Origin of the sequence: Mariniflexile sp. TRM1-10, from assembly GCF_003425985.1 — a bacterium.
Lineage (GTDB): Bacteria > Bacteroidota > Bacteroidia > Flavobacteriales > Flavobacteriaceae > Mariniflexile.
Genome location: NZ_CP022985.1, coordinates 3,682,453 through 3,705,595, shown reverse-complemented (window position 1 = coordinate 3,705,595; position 23,143 = coordinate 3,682,453). Strand labels below are relative to the sequence as shown.

The 23,143-nt window shown below is 33.6% G+C and carries 17 protein-coding genes; 1 reads left to right on the top strand and 16 read right to left on the bottom strand.

The window, feature by feature from the left end; translation table 11 throughout:
• Window positions 1-2: 2 nt before the first annotated feature.
• The 6 genes from CJ739_RS15395 to CJ739_RS15370 all read right to left on the bottom strand — a co-directional run bounded on the left by CJ739_RS15395 (window position 3) and on the right by CJ739_RS15370 (window position 9,476).
• Window positions 3-1,214, bottom strand: coding sequence for a TlpA disulfide reductase family protein (locus CJ739_RS15395; RefSeq protein ID WP_117176886.1), 1,212 nt, complete (start codon window positions 1,212-1,214; stop codon window positions 3-5).
• A gap of 25 nt (window positions 1,215-1,239) precedes the next feature.
• Window positions 1,240-2,445, bottom strand: coding sequence for a thioredoxin family protein (locus CJ739_RS15390; protein ID WP_117176884.1), 1,206 nt, complete (start codon window positions 2,443-2,445; stop codon window positions 1,240-1,242).
• Window positions 2,446-2,448: 3 nt separating this feature from the next.
• Window positions 2,449-3,117, bottom strand: a complete 669-nt coding sequence (locus CJ739_RS15385; RefSeq protein WP_117176882.1) for an MORN repeat-containing protein — start codon at window positions 3,115-3,117, stop codon at window positions 2,449-2,451.
• 82 nt (window positions 3,118-3,199) lie between these two features.
• Entirely contained in the window at window positions 3,200-4,708 is a 1,509-nt protein-coding gene (locus CJ739_RS15380) for a RagB/SusD family nutrient uptake outer membrane protein (RefSeq protein WP_117176880.1), read from the bottom strand.
• 44 nt (window positions 4,709-4,752) lie between these two features.
• Window positions 4,753-8,217, bottom strand: coding sequence for a SusC/RagA family TonB-linked outer membrane protein (locus tag CJ739_RS15375; RefSeq protein ID WP_117176878.1), 3,465 nt, complete (start codon window positions 8,215-8,217; stop codon window positions 4,753-4,755).
• A gap of 107 nt (window positions 8,218-8,324) precedes the next feature.
• Window positions 8,325-9,476: a FecR family protein gene (locus tag CJ739_RS15370; protein ID WP_117176876.1), complete on the bottom strand. Its 1,152-nt coding sequence runs from the start codon at window positions 9,474-9,476 to the stop codon at window positions 8,325-8,327.
• 108 nt (window positions 9,477-9,584) lie between these two features.
• On the opposite strand from CJ739_RS15370, the gene CJ739_RS15365 reads away from it, so the two are divergent.
• Window positions 9,585-10,121, top strand: a complete 537-nt coding sequence (locus CJ739_RS15365; protein WP_117176874.1) for an RNA polymerase sigma factor — start codon at window positions 9,585-9,587, stop codon at window positions 10,119-10,121.
• A 126-nt stretch (window positions 10,122-10,247) separates the two neighbouring features.
• On the opposite strand, the gene CJ739_RS15360 is transcribed toward CJ739_RS15365, so the two are convergent.
• From CJ739_RS15360 to CJ739_RS15305, 10 genes are all read right to left on the bottom strand, one after another.
• Window positions 10,248-11,405, bottom strand: coding sequence for a TlpA disulfide reductase family protein (locus CJ739_RS15360; RefSeq protein ID WP_117176872.1), 1,158 nt, complete (start codon window positions 11,403-11,405; stop codon window positions 10,248-10,250).
• A 16-nt stretch (window positions 11,406-11,421) separates the two neighbouring features.
• Window positions 11,422-12,609 carry a TlpA disulfide reductase family protein gene (locus tag CJ739_RS15355; RefSeq protein WP_117176870.1) on the bottom strand — a complete coding sequence of 396 codons (1,188 nt, stop codon included), beginning with the start codon at window positions 12,607-12,609 and terminating at the stop codon, window positions 11,422-11,424.
• 57 nt (window positions 12,610-12,666) lie between these two features.
• Entirely contained in the window at window positions 12,667-14,073 is a 1,407-nt protein-coding gene (locus CJ739_RS15350; protein WP_117176868.1) for a RagB/SusD family nutrient uptake outer membrane protein, read from the bottom strand.
• A 24-nt stretch (window positions 14,074-14,097) separates the two neighbouring features.
• Window positions 14,098-17,592: a SusC/RagA family TonB-linked outer membrane protein gene (locus CJ739_RS15345; RefSeq protein WP_236951523.1), complete on the bottom strand. Its 3,495-nt coding sequence runs from the start codon at window positions 17,590-17,592 to the stop codon at window positions 14,098-14,100.
• A 164-nt stretch (window positions 17,593-17,756) separates the two neighbouring features.
• Window positions 17,757-18,917, bottom strand: coding sequence for a FecR family protein (locus tag CJ739_RS15340; RefSeq protein WP_117176864.1), 1,161 nt, complete (start codon window positions 18,915-18,917; stop codon window positions 17,757-17,759).
• Window positions 18,918-18,990: 73 nt separating this feature from the next.
• Window positions 18,991-19,587 (bottom strand): RNA polymerase sigma factor, encoded by a 597-nt coding sequence (locus CJ739_RS15335; protein ID WP_117176862.1) that lies wholly within the window; start codon window positions 19,585-19,587, stop codon window positions 18,991-18,993.
• Window positions 19,588-20,740: 1,153 nt separating this feature from the next.
• Complete coding sequence (locus CJ739_RS15320; protein ID WP_117176856.1) at window positions 20,741-21,058, bottom strand: nucleoside triphosphate pyrophosphohydrolase family protein; 318 nt, start codon at window positions 21,056-21,058, stop codon at window positions 20,741-20,743.
• Between the two features lie 11 nt (window positions 21,059-21,069).
• Window positions 21,070-21,408, bottom strand: coding sequence for a nuclear transport factor 2 family protein (locus tag CJ739_RS15315; protein ID WP_117176854.1), 339 nt, complete (start codon window positions 21,406-21,408; stop codon window positions 21,070-21,072).
• A 2-nt stretch (window positions 21,409-21,410) separates the two neighbouring features.
• Window positions 21,411-21,962, bottom strand: a complete 552-nt coding sequence (locus tag CJ739_RS15310) for a DNA-3-methyladenine glycosylase I (protein ID WP_117176852.1) — start codon at window positions 21,960-21,962, stop codon at window positions 21,411-21,413.
• Between the two features lie 112 nt (window positions 21,963-22,074).
• Window positions 22,075-23,073: a saccharopine dehydrogenase family protein gene (locus tag CJ739_RS15305; protein ID WP_117176850.1), complete on the bottom strand. Its 999-nt coding sequence runs from the start codon at window positions 23,071-23,073 to the stop codon at window positions 22,075-22,077.
• Window positions 23,074-23,143: the final 70 nt, after the last annotated feature.

Here is a 23,143-nt window from a genome sequence, read left to right as displayed (position 1 = left end):
TTTTAGTTTGTCTCGAACAGTTCTGCTAACTTAGCGTCCATCGCAGCATCGTCTTCTCCACCGCCACCATAGCGTCCAACAATAATACCATCTGGACCAACAAGTATTTTTGTTGGTAACGTATGGATGTTATAGCTATCGCTGATATCTTTATCCATATTAATTCGCTCATAAGTGCCTTTTTTATATTCCAAACCACGTAGTACATGGTGCCATATACCTATACCATCTTTCTCAACAGCTTTTTTCCATTTATCGTGAGCGCGGTCGTCATCTGATACCCCAAGGATCTCCAATCCTTTTGGATGGTATTTATTATACAAGCTAATTAAGTGTGGATTGCCTTTTCTACAAGGCACACACCAAGAAGCCCAAAAATCTATTAACACATATTTTCCTTTAAAATCATCAAGCTTTAAAGAATCTCCATTAATATCAACCGTTTCAAAATTAGCTGCTTTGGCACCCGGTATACCTATTCGCAACTTTTCAATATCATTGATAATTCCCTTTCCCAATTCTGTTTTTAAGTAAGCTGGATTAAGTTGTTCCAATATAGCTTTAGCCTCATTATACTTCAAATCACTAATTTGATACCTTAATGATTGAAGGCTTACATACGATTTGGGGTTGTCTTTAATAAATTGCAAGGTGGCCTCTTTTTGTTTTTCCCACATGGGTTCCAGTTTGCCTCTTGCGTCATTGTCTTCATATTTAATCGCTTCCAACTCTTCTTCACTTGCACCTGCTTTTGCAGCCTCGCTATATTTTTCTCTAACAGAATCAAAATAATTTTGTTCCTCTTTATAATTATCAGCAATTTCGATTCTTATCTTATCTAATCTATATTGATCATCTTGCGAAATTGACCCTGTTAATTTAGATTTAGAAAAATCTTGATAGTTTAAATCCAGATCCATGATTTTAGGTTCAATTAATAAAGAGGCAACTTCCTCCCTTTTCATTTGTTGTAAATTGGGACTTTTGGCCATATATAAAGCCTGTACTTTTTCTTTAATATTATTCTCTATGGTAAATTTTCCATTTTTTACTATTACCGTATCTACATCAGGATAATTTATTAAGTAAACTTCACCATTCTCCAATCCGGTTACGGTGCCATTAATGCGATAGTTTCCATCCTCTAAAGGCTTCTCTTGTTTACACGCTAATACGGCAATGCAAACTGCTACAAGTGTTATGATTTTCTTCATTAGTAATTTTTTTTAGATTAATTAATTATATTTTTTCTATTTCAGATTTTAAATCTTTAGCTCGACTACTAATCTCTACATCTTGTTCTTCACATTTCCTTGCATAATCATTGATATTTATTAAAGCGCTCTCTTTATTTCCTGCTTTTTTATATAATGTAGCCAGACAATAATAAGAGGCTAGAAAATCTTTGTTATCAGCTTTTAATTTTTCGATTGCATGTATGGCTTTGTTGCATATCTCATTGTTTGGTTCAAAGATGGAGTCTGTAGCCACTCTATAACATGTATTAATAAGAATGCGTTGTTTTGTATTTTTGTCTGCTTCGGATTCGGCTTGTTTGATATTGGAATCAAACCATTTTTCAAATTGTTTATTTGCCAGATAAAACTCATGGATCCAATTATTTTCCATCATGTCCTGATACGGAGAAACAAAATCTTTTTTTGTGGTTTCAATAGCTGCTTTAACCTCTTCTAAAGTGCCTGTTTTAACAACTTCCATGACATAATCATTAATGGCATTGCTTACTAGATAATCTACGCTTTCCTGGCCTATTTTTTCATTAGCAATCAGTTTATCCTTGTTTTTTAGGACATACTTATAGGGTTCACTGTTATAGCCAACACCAGTATATGCCAAAATCGTAAAGCCTTCTTCTGTACTATATTGTTCTTTTGTTAACGAAGGAATAATATCCTTTCCAACCACTTTTGCGGCATCCATTTTAAAACCATCATAAAGTCCTTTAATATATTCCGATACTACTTTTAAATCCCTATTGCCGTCCAGATATTGTTTTTCTATGTATGCAAATTGCTTTGTGGGGTCGCTTGCTTTCTTTGCTTCTTCTATAAAAGCTTCTGTATCTAAACCACCAACTTTGGTATGTAATACTTTACCATTGGCATCCATAAATAATAAAGTAGGGAACGCTTTTACATTGTAATATTTTGTCAAATCAATACCTTCCCCTTTTTCCATATCCATTTTTATGCTTACAAAATTGGCATTGATATAATCACCAACCTCTTTTTGAGGAAACACTTCTTTTGACATTTTTTTGCAGGGCCCGCACCACGTAGTAAAGCAATCCATAAACAGCATTTTGTTTTCTGCTTTGGCTTTGGATAAGGCTTCTTTAAACGTAGTGTGTTCAAAATTGATACCTTGAGCATTTAATGTATTAGATATTACTAATACCAATAGTATTGATAGTATGTTTTTCATTTTTTAATTTTTTGTGTTTAATCCATTAATGTTGGTGATATCTGTTTTAATGTTCCAAAAACCAGGTTGATAAATTTCGAATTCAATAAATTCTGTTCCGAAGAAAACTTTAGCCTTAAATGGGTAAGTAACGTTTTGAATTTCTGTAAAAAGCCCAGATTGAATCAAGTTTGTGAAATTTCCATTGTGAACCACAACATTAATCTCTGGATTGTTTTCAACGTTTTGATCTTTTCTGAGATAAAACCTAATAGAATTGTTTTGGCTTTTAGCATCTTTATTAAGCGTATAAGATGATATGTTTGGTGATTTATCTAATTTTATAAAAGGATTTTTATGTATGCCTAAATAATCCCCTTTTTTCCAAAATCCCGTTTTTACTGTTCCATTACTTACTGTAAGTTTTCCTTCTCCATCCATCATACCTTTTTTCCACTCTCCTTCATAAACATCTCCATTTTTCCATGTATAAGTGCCTTGTCCTTCTGGGTATCCTTTTTTAAAGCTTCCTGAATACCTATCGGTTCCCGTTGCCTCTCCTTGCCCATGGGCTAATCCACTTTTACAATCTCCATGATAAGATGATGATATGGCTTGAATTTTAACTTTGCACGATTGGCCATTAGTAAAATTTAGGGTGCAAAAGACTATAATGAAAAAAATATGCTTCATTTTGAAAAAATTTAAAGATGATATAAACGATGATATAACCTAACACACACGTCCGTATGTGTTAGGCTATAAATACTAAAGATTAATTAGTGTATCCTGGGTTTTGTGCTACAACATTTCCACCTGCATCTATAGATTCGGTAGGTATTGGCAGTATAAATTTATCGGGGTCTGTAGCAGTCGGTTTGATATCCGACACCATGAAACCAGAATCAAATCCATCAGCATAATCATAACGGATTAAATCATACCAGCTCTCGCCTCCTTCTTGGTACAATTCTGCTAATTTTTCATAACGCACTGCAGTCAGAAATTGATCTAAACCAATAGTAGCCGGATAGGTTTCAAAACCATCACCTCCAGTAGTAGCTGCTCCCGCTCTCAATCGTACGGCGTTAAGAGCATTCAAAGCGTCTGTTGTTACAGCGTTATTAGCTCTAGCACTTGCTTCAGCCAGAATCAAATACACTTCTGCCATACGCATATGATAGATCATTTCATAATCTCCAGAAGTGAAATATGAGGTATATTTAGTTGAATAAAAACCTCCATACGAAAAATTCTCAAAAACAATAGCATCAGCTCTTTGAGTGCCATCAATATCAATTATTTGACCATTAATATCCATAGAGCCACCAACAGCATCCAGATACTTTTGAGTAATAGTTGCGGAAAAACCACTATAAAAGTTACCAATTCCAATGCCTGCATTTGGTTCTCCACTTGTTCCAAACAAAATTTCAGAACTATTGAAAATAGCCGTAGACTCATGTTCGTCAAAGATTGCTCCATAAGTAGGCTCTAACATAAAATTTGAACCTGAATTGTCAATGACATCTTTTGCCAAAGTAGCTGATTCTGGGTACTGCCCCATATACAATAACACTTTAGCTTTTAATGCTTTTGCAAAAACCTTATTTGTATATCGTTTAGATCTTAGCTCGGGACCTTCTAAAATTCCAGCATCCAAATCTGTTAAAATGGCATCATAAGTTTCGGCAACAGTATTTCTAGGGAAAGCCTCATCAGACCTAACTGGTTCTAATCTTAGGTTAATCCCATACTCTGAACTTGTATCATAAAACTGCCCAAAATTACGTAACAGATAGAAATGCCCTAAAGCTCTTAGTGTTTTTGCTTCTGCTATAATTTCCATGCGTCTAGATGCTGGCTCAAAAACATTATCATCCAGTTTATCAACAGCGTTTATCAACCAATTCGTTCTATTAATTAAATCGTATAGCCCTGTATAAATTCTCAAAGTTGTACTTGTTCCAGTTGCTAATGGGTTATTTGAGATGAACCCTGCATTTTCTGGTCTAGTCACATAAAAAGGACCTACTGTGCTATAGCCACTCAAAATATCTGGGGTTAATAGCATATCTGGAAAAGCCCCTCCTGAACTTTTTTGTCTGAAAGTAGCATACGCCCCCACAAGAGCCAATTCCGCTGTTTCTTGGGTATTGATTGCCGTTTCAGCTTCAAGAGCGTACAACGGTTTATAATCATCTAACTCTTCGGTTAACTGGCAAGAATGCAAGCTTGTAATTAAACAAGCTAACATGGTATATATATAAAATGAATTTTTCATGTTTTAAATTTTTTAGTTTTAATTCAACCTCTTTTATCCTGTTACTAAAAAGTAATATTTACAGAAAAAGTAAAAGACCTCGTATTTGGATAAGACCTGCCATTGTCTGCATTAAAATTTGTGCTTCTGTTGGCAAAACCAAAATTTATGACATCTTCAGGGTCTAATCCTGGATAATTGGTTATCGCTAATAGATTGTTTCCGCTAAGCGTTAATTTTGCATTTGTAACCCCTAAATTACCAAACCAGTCTTTAGGTAAGTTATAACCAATTGAGGCCGATCTTAACTTAATATAAGAAGCATCTACAACAGCGCGCGAGGTAGGCGTAAACCCATTGGTTGGAGAACCATGTCTTGCATAAGGTGCATCTGTATTATCTGTGGACCACGTATCAAGTGCCAGCGAAGTTATATTACTATTGGCATCAATATAATACAAGTCTGATATTGGTTGGAATACTCTTTCAGTACCCTTAACAAAATTCCAATTCATGGTAAAGTTCCAATTCTTATAAGTAAGTTGGTTGTTCCAACCTCCGAAGAAATCTGGATTTGGATTACCTATTGGCCCTCTATCATCTGTAGTAACAACACCATCACCTGTAATATCCCTAAATACATAATCACCAGGCTGGGTTAAAGTTGATTGATACATGCCACCAACTGCTGCGTTAAGATCATCTATTTCTTGTTGTGTTTGGGCAATTTTAATGACATCATAACCAACAATCACCCCTATAGGTTGCCCTTCCACAATGCCTGATTGTGTACCTGTATTTGCCCCATATAAATGTTCCACATTGTTTTTAACCGTTGAAATGTTAAAAGATGTATTCCAATTAAAGTTTTCATTTCGTATAACATCACTTCCAATGGTAAACTCCCAGCCGTTGTTGGACACATCTGCTATATTGGTATTCCATGATGTTACCCCTGTTTCGGAAGGTATTGGGGAAAAAAGAATAATACCAGAGGTGTTTTTTTCGTAGTAAATAATTTCACCGTTTATTCTGCTATTAAACAATCCAAATTCCAATCCCAAATCCAACTGGTCTGTTTCTTCCCATCTAATTCCTGTATTAGGCACGCCTGTAACCGCTATGCCGTTTTGTCCATCATAGAAGGAGTCATTATTTTCAAGCGACTGATAATAAGCCAAGTAAGTAAAAGACGGGAGATTATCTGATCCAACACGTCCCATAGAAGCTCTTAATTTTAATTGACTAATAAAGGCATTACCTTGTAGAAAATCTTCATTATGCATGTTCCAAGCAATTGCTCCAGAAGGAAAAAATCCATACTGATTATCTGGTCCAAATTTAGTAGAACCATCTCTACGCGCTGTAAACGTTGCTAGATACTTACCCTTATAATTATAGTTTATTCTTCCAAATAACGAATTTAAGCCTTGTTGTAAATGCTCACTGTCTGCCTCATCAAAAAAGCTCGCTGAATTAATATTAACTAAAATATCATCATCCGGAAAACCTCTATAGCTTTGAGATTCTGCATCATATCTGCTACGGTCCCAAGAAACCCCTAATACAGCATCAATTGTGTGACCATCGTTAATGGTTTTATTATAATTTAAAGTATTAGCAAACGTTGTAGACCATCCATTATTGGTTTGCACTCCTAAAGTTGCTCCTGGTCTAGCATAATATAAGCCCTGAAACAAAGCATTCTCTGACTTTGATGTTGAAAAATTATCTGTTCTATCCTCATTAACACTTATATTAATTTGTGATCTAAACTTTAAACCATCTAAAATTTCGACCTCACCATAGACCGTTCCAAAAAGGTTTTTTGAAATCGCTTTATTTCTTAGCTGTTTTCCATTTCCAAGTGCTGTATATTGTTCTCCATAAGGCCCTGTAAAAGTGGCATAAGAGCCATCTTCATTATAAGCAGGTAAATCTGGTCTAAAAGCGCCTTGGCTTAGTGAGTTAAAGCCTTTATTTTTATTTATAGAATAATTATAGTTAATAGAAGTTCCTACCTTGAAGTTCTTGGTCACCAAAGCATCTATATTAGCACTATAAGTATAGCGTTTAAAATTATTATCAATCATAACACCATCTTGATCTGAAATCCCAAAAGACGTAAAGTAGTTTACATTTTCAGTTCCTCCACTTACATTAAAGCTATATTGGGTCCACAGTGCATTTTTATTCGTAATTAAATCTTGCCAGTCGGTATCTGCTGTTCCAAAAAAGTTATCGGGATCATTTACCATGGCGTACTCTTGTGGAAAGAAAGGCCAATATATTGGCGGGTACTGATCTAAGACCTTTTGTGCATTAACTTGGGCCCAATCAATATACTCTGATGCGCTCAAGTAGTCATAAGTATCTACGGGGTTCTGGATTGTAGAACTTGTATTAAATGAAAATCGTGGGGTTTGTTTACGCTTTCCTCGTTTTGTAGTGACAATAACAACCCCATTGGCAGCACGTGAACCATATATAGCGGCTGCAGATGCATCTTTCAAAATATCGACTCTTTCTATATCTTCAGGATTAATAGCTAGTAAAGGATTTTCTCTTTCCCCGTAGTTAATTAATCCTAATGCTTCGGTATTAGGTGTGGTTGTAATAGGAACGCCATCAACCACATATAATGGTTGATTATCTCCTCTAATTTGACTTAAACCTCTAATCTGAACAAAAGCTCCTGCACCAGGTTGTCCGCCTCTACTCTGAACATAAACCCCAGCGATTTTACCCACTAAAGCCTGGTCGATAGTTTGTGTTTTAATTTGTTGTATATCTTCAGAATCTACAGAACCTACCGATCCTGTTAAATCTTTCTTTTTGGTGGTTCCATATCCTACCACTAATACTTCCTCTAAGGCGCTAACTTCTTCCTTAAGGACTATGTTATATACTGATTTATCCGCAGTTATTTGCTCACTATGAAATTGATACCCTATTCCGGATACGACTAGGTAATAGCCAACTTCTGCTTTTATTGAAAACTTTCCATCAAAATCTGTTGAGGTACCTCTGATTAAGAACTCTCTGTTCAAATAAGAGCTCGAAGGCTTATTATTAGTTACATAAACTGTAAAACCTGGCAACGGCAATCCTTTCTCATCAACAACGGTTCCTTTGATAACCACTTCTTGCATTGTGTTAACAATCTCCTGAATAATAATTGTTTTTTTATCCTTAGAGACACTAAAACTAAAATCGGATGTTGACAAACTCTCGCTCAACAATTGGTTAGCTTTAATTTTGCCCTTATATAATCTAATTTTCGGGAAATTTTTAAACATATCTACTTGATATATAAATATGTAATCGGTTTGACTCATGATGAGGTCAAAAACTTCGTCTACAGTTACGACCCTGTCAGAGTCAATTTTAATTTCAGCATTTTGAGAGATAATATCTATTGGGCTAAAACTAAATACTGCTGTACAGAAAAGGAGCATGAATGTTTTCATAATCAATTTCAATGACTTCTTTATAGTGTTAAAAAGTCTATCGGTTAATTTAATTTCCATAAATTTGTTCGTTGTTAGTTAGTTAAACATGTTTTAATTAATTAATAATCTAAATATTGAAGGGATAAGGTGTTTAACTTTGGCGAGCTGAATCTTTGTCCCTTTTTCTATTTTTTAATAACAATTTTGTTGTTGTTTATTTCATAGGCATTTATATAATTTGTGTTTTTAATTAGTATGAGTATTTCCTCTATATTTTGGTTTTTACTTAGTACTCCCTTAAACTCGACAGTCTCCAATGCCTCGTCTTCAAATGCAACCTCTATATCGTACCATCTTTCCAAGACTTTCATAATGTCTTTAAGCGATTTATTTTTAAATGCAAAGAAGCCTTTTTTCCAAGCAGTTTCGTAATACGTATTGACTTGTTTAATAGCTATAGCATTCGTCTTGGTGTTTAAAACAGACTGGTCGTTTGGTGTTAGAATTTTAGAGCTATTTAGTGTGTTTAATGCCACTTTACCCTCAACCAATGTAGTGTAAATAAATGTTTCATCCTGATAGGCTTTTACATTAAATTCGGTACCAAGGACTTCAATTTCTTGTCCCTTTGCTAACATTCTAAATTTACTACCGTAATGCTCGGTACTTGGAGATACTTCAAAATAGGCTTCACCATATACAAGTTCTACTTTCCTTGTTTCACCTTCAACAAAAGCAACCGGATATTTTAGCTGCGTTTCAGAATTTAACCAAACTTCTGTGCCATCGGATAATATTACATGAAACTGGCCACCTCTAGGAATGGTTAAGTAATTATACAAAACTTCAGAGGTGTTATTGGTGTTTGTAGATTTATAAACCAATGCTTCTCCCGTACTCTCTAAATTACTTGAAATATACTTTTGTCCTTTTTCTAAAGATATTACAGTACCATTCTCTAAAGTTAAAGTTGCTTTATCGGTGCCTATTTTAATATTGTTATTCACAATCACAGGTGTTATTATATTATTTCCTGTATCTCTTTTGTTAAAAAAGAAAACTACTGAAATAAGAATTACAACTGATGCTGCAGCATAAAACAGCCCCATATTAAGGTGTTTGCTTTTACTCTGTGTTGTTTTAACAAATTCCCTTAACGAATAGTTATGGTCAAACTTCCTTTGAGAATTTATTAAATGATTTAACTCTATAAATTCATTAAAGTACTTTAGGTTTTCTGGTTTTTCTAACCAAGTTGCCAATTTATCCGATTCTTCATCTGAAATGGAATTATCAATAAGCCTAATTATTAATCTATCGACCTCGTGTTTTTTCATCGATTATCTATCTTTTTACTATAATGATGTAAAAAAGATTAAAAACCCCCTAATAATTTAATTTTTTTTTCACATTTGCATAACACTCCTTAATAATAGCCTGTTAGTTTGAATAAAAATGAAGATTTAAATATTATTCTAAAAGCCTTAAATGAGGGGGATAGTGTCGTTTTTGAAAACTTATATTCAGAATATTATCAAAAATTATGCACCTTCCTTACTGGTTATACAAACGACACTGCTATCATAGAAGATGTTGTTCAAGATGTTTTTTTAAAAATTTGGACCAACAGAAAGAATCTTTCCATAAAAACGTCCTTAAGTGGCTACTTATATAAAACAGCATATACAACCCTTATGGAAAAATATAGACAAGTTAAAAAAAAGAACAATTTATTGGCTTCTTACTATTATACGGCTATGATTCAAGCTATGGAAACCAATCAAGATGAAAAAAACAAGCGCTTAAAAAAACTGAGGAAATGTATTGAAAACCTACCAGATAGATGCAGACTTGTATTTTATGAAAACAAAATGATGGGGCTTAAATACATTGAAGTTGCCGAAAAATTAAATATTTCGATAAAAACCGTTGAAGGACATATTTCAAGAGCCTTGAGCATTTTAAAAGATTGTATGAAATAGTAATCAATTTATAATAAACCATTATAAAAAGTTTAAATAAAAATTATGGCTTAATTTTATCAAATGGTTTTAATAGTGGTACAAGAACACTTGTAAAAAATGTTCTTGTACCGCATTATAATTGTTTTACCCTTTAAAAATTTCAGCTAATTTTTTTTGTAATTCCTCCCCTTTTAGATTTACTGCTAAAATTTTACCATCAGGAGATACCAAGAAATTTTGAGGTATGGCCTGTACCCCGTATAGCTGTGCTGCTTCATTTTTAAACCCTTTAAGATCCGAAACATGAGGCCATGTTAATCCATCTTTTTCAATGGCTTGAATCCATTTATCTTTTTTATCATCTAAAGACACACCAAAAACTTCAAAACCTTTATCCTTATAGTTGTTGTAGGCCATAACAACGTTTGGATTTTCTTTTCTGCACGGTCCACACCAACTAGCCCAAAAATCGATTAGAACGTATTTACCTTTAAAATCTGACAACTTCATTTCTTTGCCTTCAGGGGTTCCTTGTGAAAATTCTGGAGCAAAAACACCAACGGCTACTCTTTCGAAGGTTTCTAATGCAGATTTTACTTTTTTTCCGTAAAACGATTGCTTCACTTCTGGTGTTAATACTTCGTATAATTTTTTGGCAACTTCTGGATTAGGATATGTAATAAATCGTTCATTTATAACTAAAGCAGCCCCTAAATCATTTGAATGTTTAGCAACATATTCTGAAGTTAATTTAATAGAAAGTGTATCAAGTTTTTTCCATTTTTCATCCATTATGGCTTGATGCTTTTTTGAAAGTTTACCTTTTTCAATACGCGCATCTAAAACATCTATTTTATGCAATGAATCTGAAAACTGGTATACTGGAAATGCTACTTTTTGAATTTTTGAAAATTCATTTTTATAATACGATTTATATATAGAATCTTGTTTTGTACCTTTAACTTCAGCCAAATACAAAGAATCTTTCTTTCCCTGGAAAGTTATAATTTCATTGTCTAAAATAAACGTGGCTCCATATGGTTTACCCTTTTCTTTTATACTATATAAAAAGGGTTCTTGAACCTGCCCTTGAAATGAAAATTTACCTTGTGTAACTATTGCAGAATCGATAACTTGATTACCCTCTTCTGTGGTTTCAAGGTATACAATTCCTTCTGACATATTTTCTATTTGACCATTAATAGTATAACCGAAGAATGTTTTATTTGATGGTTTATCTAAACATGAAGTTAATAGTACTATAAAAATTAACACACTACTTTTTAATATTGGCTTTTTCATCTTAATGATTTTTTACTTAGGATTTTAATAGTTCTGATAATTTCTCTTCTAAAGCTGCACCTCTTAAATTATCCTCGACAACAACACCATTTTCATCAACTAAAAAAGTAGCGGGTATGGCTTTTACTTTAAACGAATTGCTCACTTTACCATCATCATATAGATTTGGCCAAGGCATATTTTCTTGCCCCAATGCTTTATGCCATGCTTTTTGATCTTTATCTATGGAGATGCTAAGAATTTCGAATCCTTTATCCGAATAATTCTTATAAGCCTCTTTTAAATTAGGAATTTCTTTACGGCATGGTGCGCACCATGATGCCCAAAAATCTATTAGAATATACTTTTTGCCAGAAATAATGTCTTTAGCTTTAAAAGATTTGCCATCTTTATCTTTTAAACTAAAATTGGCAACATTGGTCCCTATCAATGATTTAGGGTACAACTCCTCTCTTGCTACTTTCCCATAATAACTATTTTTGGCAGCTTCGGAAAACTGTTCGAAAACTGGTTTTTGCTCAGGCGTAAAATATGAATACTGAGTCAGCATAAAAAAAGGCCCCCACCAACTATCTTTATGTTTAGTTATAAGGTTTTCGGAAGTTAACTTTACCTTATCGAAAAATGCCTTTTCTTTTTGTTCAAATAATTTATACTCTGGCATATTTTCAATAGAGTCCATTATCTTTTTATTACCATCTACACGAGCTTTAGCGTAAATTTTAACCAACTCTTCTGTGCCTTTATGATAATCTTGGTAATCTTTATTTAATTCGTTTCTAAAGGCCGTTTCTTTTAGATAATAGTCATGAGATTCTGAACCTTCTACGACTTCGTCTTTAAAACTAATTCTCCCATTTTCTGAATCTGAAACCATTCCTGTTGCTGCTATTTTAATATTTGAATTTTCCAACATAGCAGGAATTGCCCCTTTATTGTTACCAAACATGATATAAAAAAAACGAGGTTCTTCGAGTTTACCCGAAAAGGAAAACTTTCCATCTTTAAGTGCTGTTTCTGCTACAGCTGAATCACTGGAATGCGTAGCTCCCGGAACTAGTTTTACAACCGTACCATCTACAAGACCTGCAATTTGTCCTTCTAGTTGATACGATTCATTTTTACTTTTGTTTGCTTCTTGTTTACAAGAAACTACTATTAGAATTAAGCACAGGCCTAAAACCTTATTTATAAGATTTTTCATTTTTTGAATGATTTTGTTTTAAACCAAGGCCTCATTAGGCTGAAGCCTTGATTATTTTTATTTTTCTACGTTTTGGGTAAGCGTTCCGTTTCCTGGATTATCGGTTGCGCCTTGTGGGAACGGCATCGTCCATAAATGGGAGTCTGATGCTAATGAATACGCTGTACCGTTAAAAGTTTTTGAAAAACTAACGGGATAAATCCCTTCAGCATTTAAACGTCTCGCATCACAAAAAGGAACAATGGTTAAAATAAGCTCGTTGTTTTTAGTTTTTAAAATAGCATTTATAGCTTCTGCTTTATTTGCTGCCGTTAAATCTTCATATTCATCGACTAGAATACGTGTTTTTCGAACTTGGTTTAAAACGTCCATAGCATCATTAATTGCACCATCACGAGCCAAACATTCGGCTTTTATTAAATAAGCTTCTACAGATGTAATGCCACCATAATTAAAATTGCCAGACAGGGTTGCTTTATAAAAGGTTTCGGCGCCTACGGTTCTGATTTTCCAACGCGATAAAAAACGTGCATCACCTGTTTCAAACCGTTCGGCACGCTCTATTGAAATATCATTCTCTGAGGCAAAACGAGCAACTGCACCATGGCGATAATTATAATTTTCAACATAATTGTATCCCATTGGTGATGGCAAGCTAGTATAAGAATCTGGGTTTTCTATAATTGTTTCATTGGCATTATAAAACGATGTCCAATCATAAAGCGCATCATTTTCAGCTAAAGCCATATCGGCATATCTTAAAGCCTCAGTATAATTATTCATTTGCAAATAAACACGGGCATAAAAAGCATAGCCTGTACCCAAATTTGGATGTAATACTGTTTGTGAAACGGCTGGTAAATACGGTAAAGCTTCTTCTACGTCTTTAAGAATAAAATCATACATCTCTTGAATGCTTACCTGAGTACTTGGTGCATTTATATTGGCACTTGTAATTAAAGGTATCGATAGTTTAGATGCTGCAGTTGAAGCTTCATAAGTATCTGCATAGTAATTAACTAAATTAAAATAACTCATGGCACGCAACACCTTGGCTTCTGCCCACAATTCTCTTTGTTCTCCTTCATCTGCTTCAGTTGTTACCAACGCATTCTCGATAATTAAATTAAATGTGGAGATTGCCGAATAACTGAAATAATAAGTCCCTTCATCTGACATATTTAGCTCTATTCGATTCGCAGACTCATCCCAAAGATAATTGGCATTGGTCAATCTGTCGAATGCCAATGTAGCTGCGGTAACATATTTATCATTTAACAGATTTAAAGCTTGATTTACATTAACGGTATGGTTAGTGTACTCGTTACGGATTAAAGCTTCGAAATCTGCCAATGTTTGTGGTATTTTAGACCCTTTTGGTACATCGTCCAAATAATCTTCACATGAGGTAAAAGTAATGCTCATTATCAAAGAGCAAATAATACTATAATATATATTTTTCATTGTGTTATCTTTTAATTTAATAATTTAAAAATTAACATTTAAGCCAAAAACGAAATTTGGTGTTTGGTAACCTCCAAGAAGGTATTTAGCATCTTTACTTTTTGCCATAGTAAATACATTTTCAACATTAAAATTCAAACGAATATTCTGCAAATGCAGTTTGTTGGTTAAGTTTGTAGGCAATTGATATGCTAAAGAGACATTGCTCAATCTTATATTGGAAGCATCAATAATATTTATATCAGCGTAAGAATAAATAGATTGCAAATCGTAGCTAAACTCAGGATCGTATTCATACACTACGCGAGGCACATTGGTAAAATTCTCATCACCTGGTTGTTGCCATCTATCAACAATACTCTTGTTAACCACACCAATATTGGCTATATAACCACGTGCCGCGCTAGAATAGCTATTTCCAAACATTGGTAAAAAAGAATTCCTCATTTTGTGTCCTAATTGGTAAATAAAAAGTGCGGAAAGCGAAAAGTTTTTATAAGCTACTGAAGTATGAAAAGAACCACTTTGTGTTGGTACTGTCGTTCCATAATCTTCAATCGCTTCCAAATCTCCTGGGTTATAAGATACCGCACTACCTGATGCATCGTTAACTTGTGGTAAGCCAGTACTGCTTAAACCAGCCCATTTATAACCATAAATAGAATTAAAATCGTTACCCACACGAGGGAAAGCCGAAGGGTAATCCAACTGTAAAAAATAAACAGGAGCTTCTACATTTACATAGTTTACTTTGTTTTTATTATGTGCATACAATATACCTGCATCCCAAGAAAAAGAAGGTGTTTTTATAATGGTTCCACTTAAACTAACTTCAATACCCTTATTGGTCATTTCTCCATTATTAAGAGTATAAGTCGAGTACCCCCAACCTTCGGTTGGAATACCTGTACTGCTAGCCAATAAATCTTCACCTTTTTTGTTATAAAAATCTATGGTTCCTTTTAATCTTTGTTTAAGCATTGAAAAATCAACCCCAATATTGGTAGTGGTGGTTTTCTCCCATGATAATTCAGGATTTGGTCTAGAATTAATGCCACCTTGCAACCCTCCAACATTAAAATTGGTAGAATAATAAGCTGTTAAATAAGGTGCAGAATTTTTGGCTACATTCCCTCCTATTCCATACGAAAAGCGCAGTTTTAACATATCAATCCAAGAAGGCTGAAAAAATGTTTCCTTATCAACATTCCAACTGGCACCAGCAGACCATGTTGGTTTGTTTTGGTATTTGTTATCGGTGCCCCATAAATTAGAACGATCCCAACGTAAACTCGCTGTTAAAGTATATTTTCTATCATATGTATAACCTCCATTTCCGTAAAAAGACACGTATCTATTAATCAGTTCTCGTTCTGCTGCAAAGCTATTTTGAGTTAAATATCCTCCAAAAATTGGCCCATAAACCTGCAATAAGCTGGCTTGATTTATTGGCGTAAAAGATAATGTTTGCTCGTCCCAACCGTAACGTGTATTATCGTTATACTCTAATTTTGAATGACGCATTTCGGTACCTAAAATAGCAGACACATCGTGTATATTATCGAATAACTTATTAAAATTCAACTGCTGACGAAAATTATAAGCATTCGAGAATTGATTGCTCTCTTTCAAAATATCTCCATAGGGAAGATTATATACAGCTGTGTTTGATGGTGAAATTGTAACCAATCCATTTACTGTACTTCTTACATCATAAGATTCCTTGTCTTTTAATTGGCTTGAACGATCTATACCATATTCGTACTGAAACATGGCGTTATAGGATAAAGATTCGCTAAACTTTACATTTAATTTTGCAAAAGTTCTATTTGAAAAGTTTTTACCTTTGTTTATGTTTCTGCCAAACTCGTCCATTGGCGTTATATCCATATTGTACAAACCATAATCGGTTATAGACTGAAGAACTGAATTGTTATAACGGGATTCAGCCGTCGATATAAAAGGCGTGCCATCTGCATTAAACAAACTATTGTACGGTTGATATTTAAACCCTGGACTCAATGCATTATATGATTGTTGTTCTCTTTTATTATAATAAACATAAGTTCCAAAATCTATAGATAGCCAGTTTGCTAGTTCGGTTGTGTTTTTTAAATTGATACCTACCGATTGATCATTCGAATAAATATCATCATACTTATTGCCTTTATAAGTTACCGATGCATTAAAGTTGTTATTGTTTGATGCTTTTCCAAAACTTATGTTATGCTGTTGAAAATACTGATCACGTTTTGCGTATTTCTCTATATCGTCATAGTATTTGTATCCTAAGTTTCCCAAACTATTTAAGGTACTGTTCATTTGAGATTCCGAAAGGTTTCCTGCATAATAATTCAAAAGGGTTTGCATCCCTTGGCTTGTGTAAACAGCATTATCTAACAATGAAGCAGCATAAGTTGCCGCACTCCCGTCTGTTGCCTGTAAATTAGGGTTGCCTTGCACCCACTCTTGTTCTAATTCAACAATATCTCCTGCATTGGTAAGGTTTCCTGTATAATACCTATATGGCGAAAAAGTTAAATTGCTCGAAAACGACACATTGGTTTGTCCTGCTTTAGCCTTTTTTGTTGTAATCACAATGACCCCATTAGCTGCACGCGCACCGTAGATTGATGCCGCAGCTGCGTCTTTAAGCACTGTAATACTTTCAATGTCTTCTAAATTTAAATCGGGTAAATTTTCTTCTAAACCAAAAAATTCAGTGTATCTGGTTTTTTCAATAGGAAAACCATCAACTACATACAAAGGTGTTGTTAAACCATTCATAGAAGTGGTGCCTCTTAACAGTCCATTTTGATACCCTACAATACGCCCCTCCAACAACGTGCTTAAACTGTTTGGACGTTGTTCTTTAATATCTTCAGAGTTTAATGATGAAAAAGATCCCGTGGCACGTTCGCTAGATATAGTTTGGTATCCCGTAACCAAAACTTCTCCTAACTCAAGAGCGCTCTCTTTAAGTGTTACATTAATTTCACTTTTAACTCCCACAAGAATTTCTTGCTTTTCATACCCTAAATACAAAAATACCAATACATTTTCTGGGTTTGGTACATTAATGGTATACGCTCCATTAAAATCTGTTACAGTGCCTTTTGTTGTTCCTTTAATTAAAACTGTGGCACCAGCAATAGGTAAACCTGCCGCATCTAAAACCTTACCAGATACCTGTTTTTGTGAAAGTTTATTTTGATTTCGCCTTATTAAGATAGTGTTGTTTACTGATAGAACTACATCTAAATCACTTTTTGATATGCTCATTTGTAAAAGTTTGTCTGTACTTATTATTCCTTTTTTTACTTCAACTCTAGGAAAGTTTTCGAATAAGCCTTCTTCATAAATAAACTTATAATCGGTTTGTTTCATTATAAGATCAAAAACTTCATCGACCGTTAATGTTTTATCTACTACTATTTTGATTTTAGAACCTTGGGATATCAAATTATTAGGAGAGAGACTGAATACTGTTAAACAGCATAAAAAAATAAATGCTTTCATAATGATTTTTAAAAGCCGTTTTCTGAAGAGAAAACACACATTTGTTAATTTAATTTCCATAAATTTGCTTGTTATTAATTAGTTATACAATGGTTAATTAGTAATGGCATAAGGGGATAAAGTTTAACTTTTAGCGAGGTCGTTACTTTGTTCCCTTTATATTTTTATTTAATAATTATTGTTTTATTGTTTATTTCGTAGTTTTTTATTGAACTTGAATTTTTAATTGCAAGCATAATTTCTTCAATATTTTGCTCCTTACCCAACACCCCTCTAAAGTTCTTTTTCTCAAGTGATTTATCTTTAAAAACAACATCCATATCGTACCATCTGGACATTACTTTCATAATTTCTGCCAATGATTTTTCTTTAAAAGCAAATACTCCAGATCTCCATGAAGTTTCATAATAAACATCAATTTCATTTAATGTTATTTTGTTAGTGGTAAGATTTAAAATTGATTGCTGGTTTGGCTTTAACACATAAAGACTACCACGGCGGTTTACATTAACTTTACCATGAACCAATGTCGTAACAATGTTGGTCTCATCTTTATATGCTTTTACGTTAAACCCTGTTCCTAAAACCTCTATATCTTGTTCTTTATGGTTAACCTTAAAGCGCATTCCGTGGTGTTCTGTACTTGGAGATACCTCAAAATAGGCTTCACCATATACAAGTTCTACTTTCCTTGTTTCACCTTCAACAAAAGCTACCGGATATTTTAGTTGCGTTTCAGAATTTAACCAAACTTCTGTGCCATCGGATAATATTACATGAAACTGGCCACCTCTAGGAATGGTTAAGTAATTATACAAAACTTCAGAGGTGTTATTGGTGTTTGTAGATTTATAAACCAATGCTTCTCCCGTACTCTCTAAATTACTTGAAATATACTTTTGTCCTTTTTCTAAAGGTATTACAGTACCATTCTCTAAAGTTAAAGTTGCTTTATCGGTGCCTATTTTAATATTGTTATTTACAATTATTGGCTGTTCATTTAATTTATCATTGCTGTTCACAAAAAAAGTGAGAGCAACTAAAATTAAAAATGATGCAGCTACACCATATTTAAAAAGCTTTTTCTTGAAAAAAGGTATGGTCTTATGTGTTTTTTTATGTGATTTTTCGTTTAACTCTAATTTGATTTTATTGAAAATTTTTCTTTCAATAGCTTCCGCACTAGAGAATTCTTTTGGCCAACTGTCAATTTTTTGATTATTTATAAAGAAACGGAACAATCCATCTCTTTCTTGCTTGGTAATTGAACCATCAACAAGTTTATTTATTAGTAGTAAAAGAAATTTTTTGTTTTTTTTTCTCATCGCTTAAATTAATGACACTTTATATATATGTCGATAAAATAAACGAACACACCTGTTTATAAAACGTTTTTTTTTAATTATTCTTCATTTTTATTAAAAAAAGAATAAATTCTAAACTAAGCGATACACCAATGGATCCCCTAAGAATACTTAAAGCCTTTGTAATATGGCCTTCTACAGTTCGTTGGGAAATTTGTAGCTTTTCAGCGATTTCCTTATTACTCAATTCTTGTTCTCTACTTAGTTTAAATACAACTTTACACTTTTCGGGCAATTGCTCTATAATTGAATCGACATGTTGCACTAGTTCGTCATGTAATAACTTTGTCTCTGGTGTGAAAGACTGAATCTTTTCATTAAAATCGTCTAAAAGTTCAACTTTTATCATTTTTTTATTCTTCCTAAAAAAATCATAAACTTTATAGATCGTACTTGTATATAAATAACTTTTAAGAGAAATACTTATGTTTATACTATCTCTTTTGTTCCATAATTTAACAAAAATATCTTGGACAATATCTTCGCAAACCTCTTTATCTTGAACTAAATTATAAGCAGCCAAATACATCATTTGCCAGTACTTTTTATAAATTAATGAAAGTGCCTCTTCTTTTCCTTGATGGAGCAAATTTATTAATTCCCTATCATTATTGATAATAGCACTAGACATGGTTATCGTATTTTTTATAAAAAAGTCCAAATACCCCTATTGGATAGTTTTAGTATGATTTTGGAAATAAAAGTAAAAATTATTTGAATAAAATTCTATAAAGCTGAAAAATGTTTTCAAAATATACTGTTTTTTAAACTAATTATTACGAATTCTCTAAAAAATTTATTGTTTAGAGTACAGTCTTGACAAGATCCATAAGGGTATTAACAATTCTTTTAATGAGCGTACTAGTTGTTAAGCGAGAAAAGCAAATGGGTTATATTAGAATTGGTTATGCCATGCCTGTTTTTCGATGCCCCGAAAAACAACAAAGGCTCCATCCATTATAAACCCCTTAAAATGTGCAAGGCAAGAGCTTGGTTTTTAAAGTTACCGAGCAAAGTCCCTCTTTAGCCTTTGCCGGGAATTCTGTTAAGAAAATCAAGGCTTTGACTTTCCAATCAAAAGCGGACTTGACTTTAAAGAAGGAGATTGGAATGGAGTTTGAACCCTTCCCGAATTTTATCGGGAACGGGTGGGCAAGTGGAATGGAAATCGAAACCTTTGAAGTTGTGTCCAAGACCCCTTACCGAAGCGCTTTTCCCAAAATGGAGCCTGTCGGAATGCAGGGGAATGGGCTGAGGGTACTAAGGGTAGAAACGGCATCCTTTTGTGGTCCCTTAGAGAGATAACCCGGCCCGCTTGCATTTTTGCGGAGGCTGCTGTGCGTGGGCAGAATGCGGTCGGTGACACGCCCAAATAAAACTAAAAGCTGTAAATTAGGAAGTGTTCGCCAATATTATATAGGCAATGGCATAGATGGCAAATTTGTTTTTTAACTTGCAATACTTATCCTCCATTGAATATATCCAAGCTTCAACAAAATTTTAAACTACTTGTATTTTTCAATAAATATTTGAAAGAAATTACATGCGATATAGTTAATTAAAAAAGTATCATTCTTATGGAAATAGCTTGGTCTCTTTTTGAAGATCTTTCCCATTTCATCAAATTTTTTAAGAAGAACGTCAATATTACCCCAAATGTATTCAGAAAAAATTTTGATAGCACAACTAATTCTCTTATAGACAGTATAGACTGACAACTTAAATACCGATTAAAAATTGTTAAGCTCAATTAAAAACTATTTATTAATTTATACTAAAAGAATTTAAAAAAGTCTTTCTGTTTTATTTAAAAAACTCTCGACCGACTCACTGATATCTATTCCAGATCTTTCAGCTAGGACAATCAGCCACCAAATATTCTCACCTAATTTATGTTTTAACTCTTCTTCTGAACCACCTTTTGGCCAGCGTTGTTGCTGGGACATAATATTTCTGCCTATCAAACCAGCATCGGTTAGGTAGGCCAAAGCATCCTCTTCAACCGACCATTTACTTCCGTGGTGCTGTAGTTCCAACTCGTGGTATCTTTTTCTTAGTTCCAAAGAACGACGAATGATTTCGTCAAAATTGTTGTAGTTCATTTTGTTTTTATTTAGTCAATTAAATCTGCTTTTAAATATGAAATCTTATTGTTTTTGATGGTTATTTCAAAAGTCCCTCCAATTTCTCCCTCTGGAAAGTTACCTGTAAATTTCACTTCCAAATACACATGATGCTCGTCTGAAATATCCAAACTAACGATTTCAGTATTTGTATTATAACCAATAAAATAACTACTAAAATAATCTTCGATTCCTTCATGTCCTAGAAACTTCTTACCCACGGACAGATCGTCTAAAACAGCATCAGTAAAATAAAAATTTAAATATTTTGCGGTATTAAAAGTATTACCAGCCTCAATCCAGTCATTTATAAAAGCCTTTATATTCATACTTATTTTCTTTGTAACCACATAGGGTTGGTTTTTAAAATTTCATGGTATACGCTGCAATTTTCAGAGTGCGCTCCTTTAAGATAACCAATACTCATTAGAAACTCATTTACAATTTCACCGCCGGTAAACTTGAAAGTTTTCTTAAATAATTTCACCCATTCTTCTTTGTTTTTGGGGTGGTGGTATTCAAGCCATTTTTCAAAACTACCAAACTTATCCTGCAATTGAAGTATAGTTTTTGCATTTTCAATTGCGGCATTTACTTTGAGTTTATTGCGGATAATTCCAACATCATTTAATAATCGTTCACGATCTTTTTCGGTGTAATACGCAACTTTTTTAATATTGAAATTATCATAGGCATTGCGAAAACTTTCCTCTTTTTTCAAAATAGTTTCCCAGCTCAATCCTGCTTGATTGATTTCCAATATCAAACGTCCGAATAATTCGTTGTCATCATGAATAGGAAAACCATAGTGATAATCATGATAGTTTTGATGAAGAGTTCGACTGGGTTCTTTCATCATCGGGATATAATTACAGTAACTCATGTTTTATATTTCAATTGATATCATACAAAGGTGCTTAAAATATCTAAAATTCTATTCGCCAAAACGCCTTTAATTGTAGCCATTTTGGCGAAAATATATTTATATTAATTTCTTATAAATCATAAAGATATAGGTTAGGAATATCATTCAAAATCTCTTCACCATATGCAGAACCTGGTGACTGATAACCAATTTTAAAATCATTATTCAAGATACGGTTAGCAACTGCCACAACAGAAATGGGCGTTAATGTATACCCTGATGGCGCATCTATATAGGCTTTTACAACTTTTCCATCTTTCCCAGTTATTTCTGCTGAAAGTCCGTTTCTTCCTGAAGCACGCTCTTCTTCTGATGGACCATCCGGAAGATTTTCTGCTTTCAAATCAGGCATACCTAAGGCCGGTAATTTTAATGAGAAGTATTCTTCTATATTGGGTATTCCTGTTGATTTATAGGTCAAAACAATTCCTCCTAAAGGAGTGGGAAGACATTCAACAGCTTCGTCACCAAAAGAAAAAACCTTGAGTTCCGGGTTTGGGTTTTCTTTTATTTCTCCATTCTTTCTTACCAAAATACCCAAATCTGCAATGTTTTTACTGCTTAGTATCGAACCTTTAGAAAAGCCCCCATAATGTCTGAAACCAACCTTTAATTCCTGTGGATCTTCAACCAATTTTGATAAGTGAACAGCAAGCGCATCATAACTCACAAAAAGTCCAGCTCCGGAAATCAGTTGTATGCCTACGGATTTTGCTTCTTTATCTAATGATTCAGCTAATTGATACGTTTCTAATTCAGCACTGATATCTAGATAATGTACCCCTGCTCTCAAACAGGCATTCATTGCTTGTTTTGCAGTAAACTGAAAGGGACCAGCCGCATTAATCAAAACGAATTTATCAGTCAGGGATTGCTCCCACCCTTTTTCGTCCTCTACATTGAAAATATGAAAAGGTACATTTAATTCTTTTGCCAAAATTTTGATTTTATCATCTTCGCGGGCTGCTATTTCAAAATCAAGGTTTAGCTCTTTGGCTCGAGCGGCTATTATTTTTCCTGTATAACCTGTAGCTCCATAAATGAGCAGTTTGTTTTTTGTAGTATTCATTTTATTTGTAAGTGTTTATTAAAATTATTTTTTTAATGGCTGGATTCAATTCACCACCCATTGCATATTA

Excerpts from the sequence above, each read along its gene's own strand:
- CJ739_RS15395 (WP_117176886.1), bottom strand. The coding sequence starts at position 1,214 with ATGAAGAAAATCATAACACTTGTAGCAGTTTGCATTGCCGTATTAGCG.
- CJ739_RS15390 (WP_117176884.1), bottom strand. The coding sequence starts at position 2,445 with ATGAAAAACATACTATCAATACTATTGGTATTAGTAATATCTAATACA.
- CJ739_RS15385 (WP_117176882.1), bottom strand. The coding sequence starts at position 3,117 with ATGAAGCATATTTTTTTCATTATAGTCTTTTGCACCCTAAATTTTACT.
- CJ739_RS15380 (WP_117176880.1), bottom strand. The coding sequence starts at position 4,708 with ATGAAAAATTCATTTTATATATATACCATGTTAGCTTGTTTAATTACA.
- CJ739_RS15375 (WP_117176878.1), bottom strand. The coding sequence starts at position 8,217 with ATGGAAATTAAATTAACCGATAGACTTTTTAACACTATAAAGAAGTCA.
- CJ739_RS15370 (WP_117176876.1), bottom strand. The coding sequence starts at position 9,476 with ATGAAAAAACACGAGGTCGATAGATTAATAATTAGGCTTATTGATAAT.
- CJ739_RS15360 (WP_117176872.1), bottom strand. The coding sequence starts at position 11,405 with ATGAAAAAGCCAATATTAAAAAGTAGTGTGTTAATTTTTATAGTACTA.
- CJ739_RS15355 (WP_117176870.1), bottom strand. The coding sequence starts at position 12,609 with ATGAAAAATCTTATAAATAAGGTTTTAGGCCTGTGCTTAATTCTAATA.
- CJ739_RS15350 (WP_117176868.1), bottom strand. The coding sequence starts at position 14,073 with ATGAAAAATATATATTATAGTATTATTTGCTCTTTGATAATGAGCATT.
- CJ739_RS15345 (WP_236951523.1), bottom strand. The coding sequence starts at position 17,592 with ATGAAAGCATTTATTTTTTTATGCTGTTTAACAGTATTCAGTCTCTCT.
- CJ739_RS15340 (WP_117176864.1), bottom strand. The coding sequence starts at position 18,917 with ATGAGAAAAAAAAACAAAAAATTTCTTTTACTACTAATAAATAAACTT.
- CJ739_RS15335 (WP_117176862.1), bottom strand. The coding sequence starts at position 19,587 with ATGTCTAGTGCTATTATCAATAATGATAGGGAATTAATAAATTTGCTC.
- CJ739_RS15320 (WP_117176856.1), bottom strand. The coding sequence starts at position 21,058 with ATGAACTACAACAATTTTGACGAAATCATTCGTCGTTCTTTGGAACTA.
- CJ739_RS15315 (WP_117176854.1), bottom strand. The coding sequence starts at position 21,408 with ATGAATATAAAGGCTTTTATAAATGACTGGATTGAGGCTGGTAATACT.
- CJ739_RS15310 (WP_117176852.1), bottom strand. The coding sequence starts at position 21,962 with ATGAGTTACTGTAATTATATCCCGATGATGAAAGAACCCAGTCGAACT.
- CJ739_RS15305 (WP_117176850.1), bottom strand. The coding sequence starts at position 23,073 with ATGAATACTACAAAAAACAAACTGCTCATTTATGGAGCTACAGGTTAT.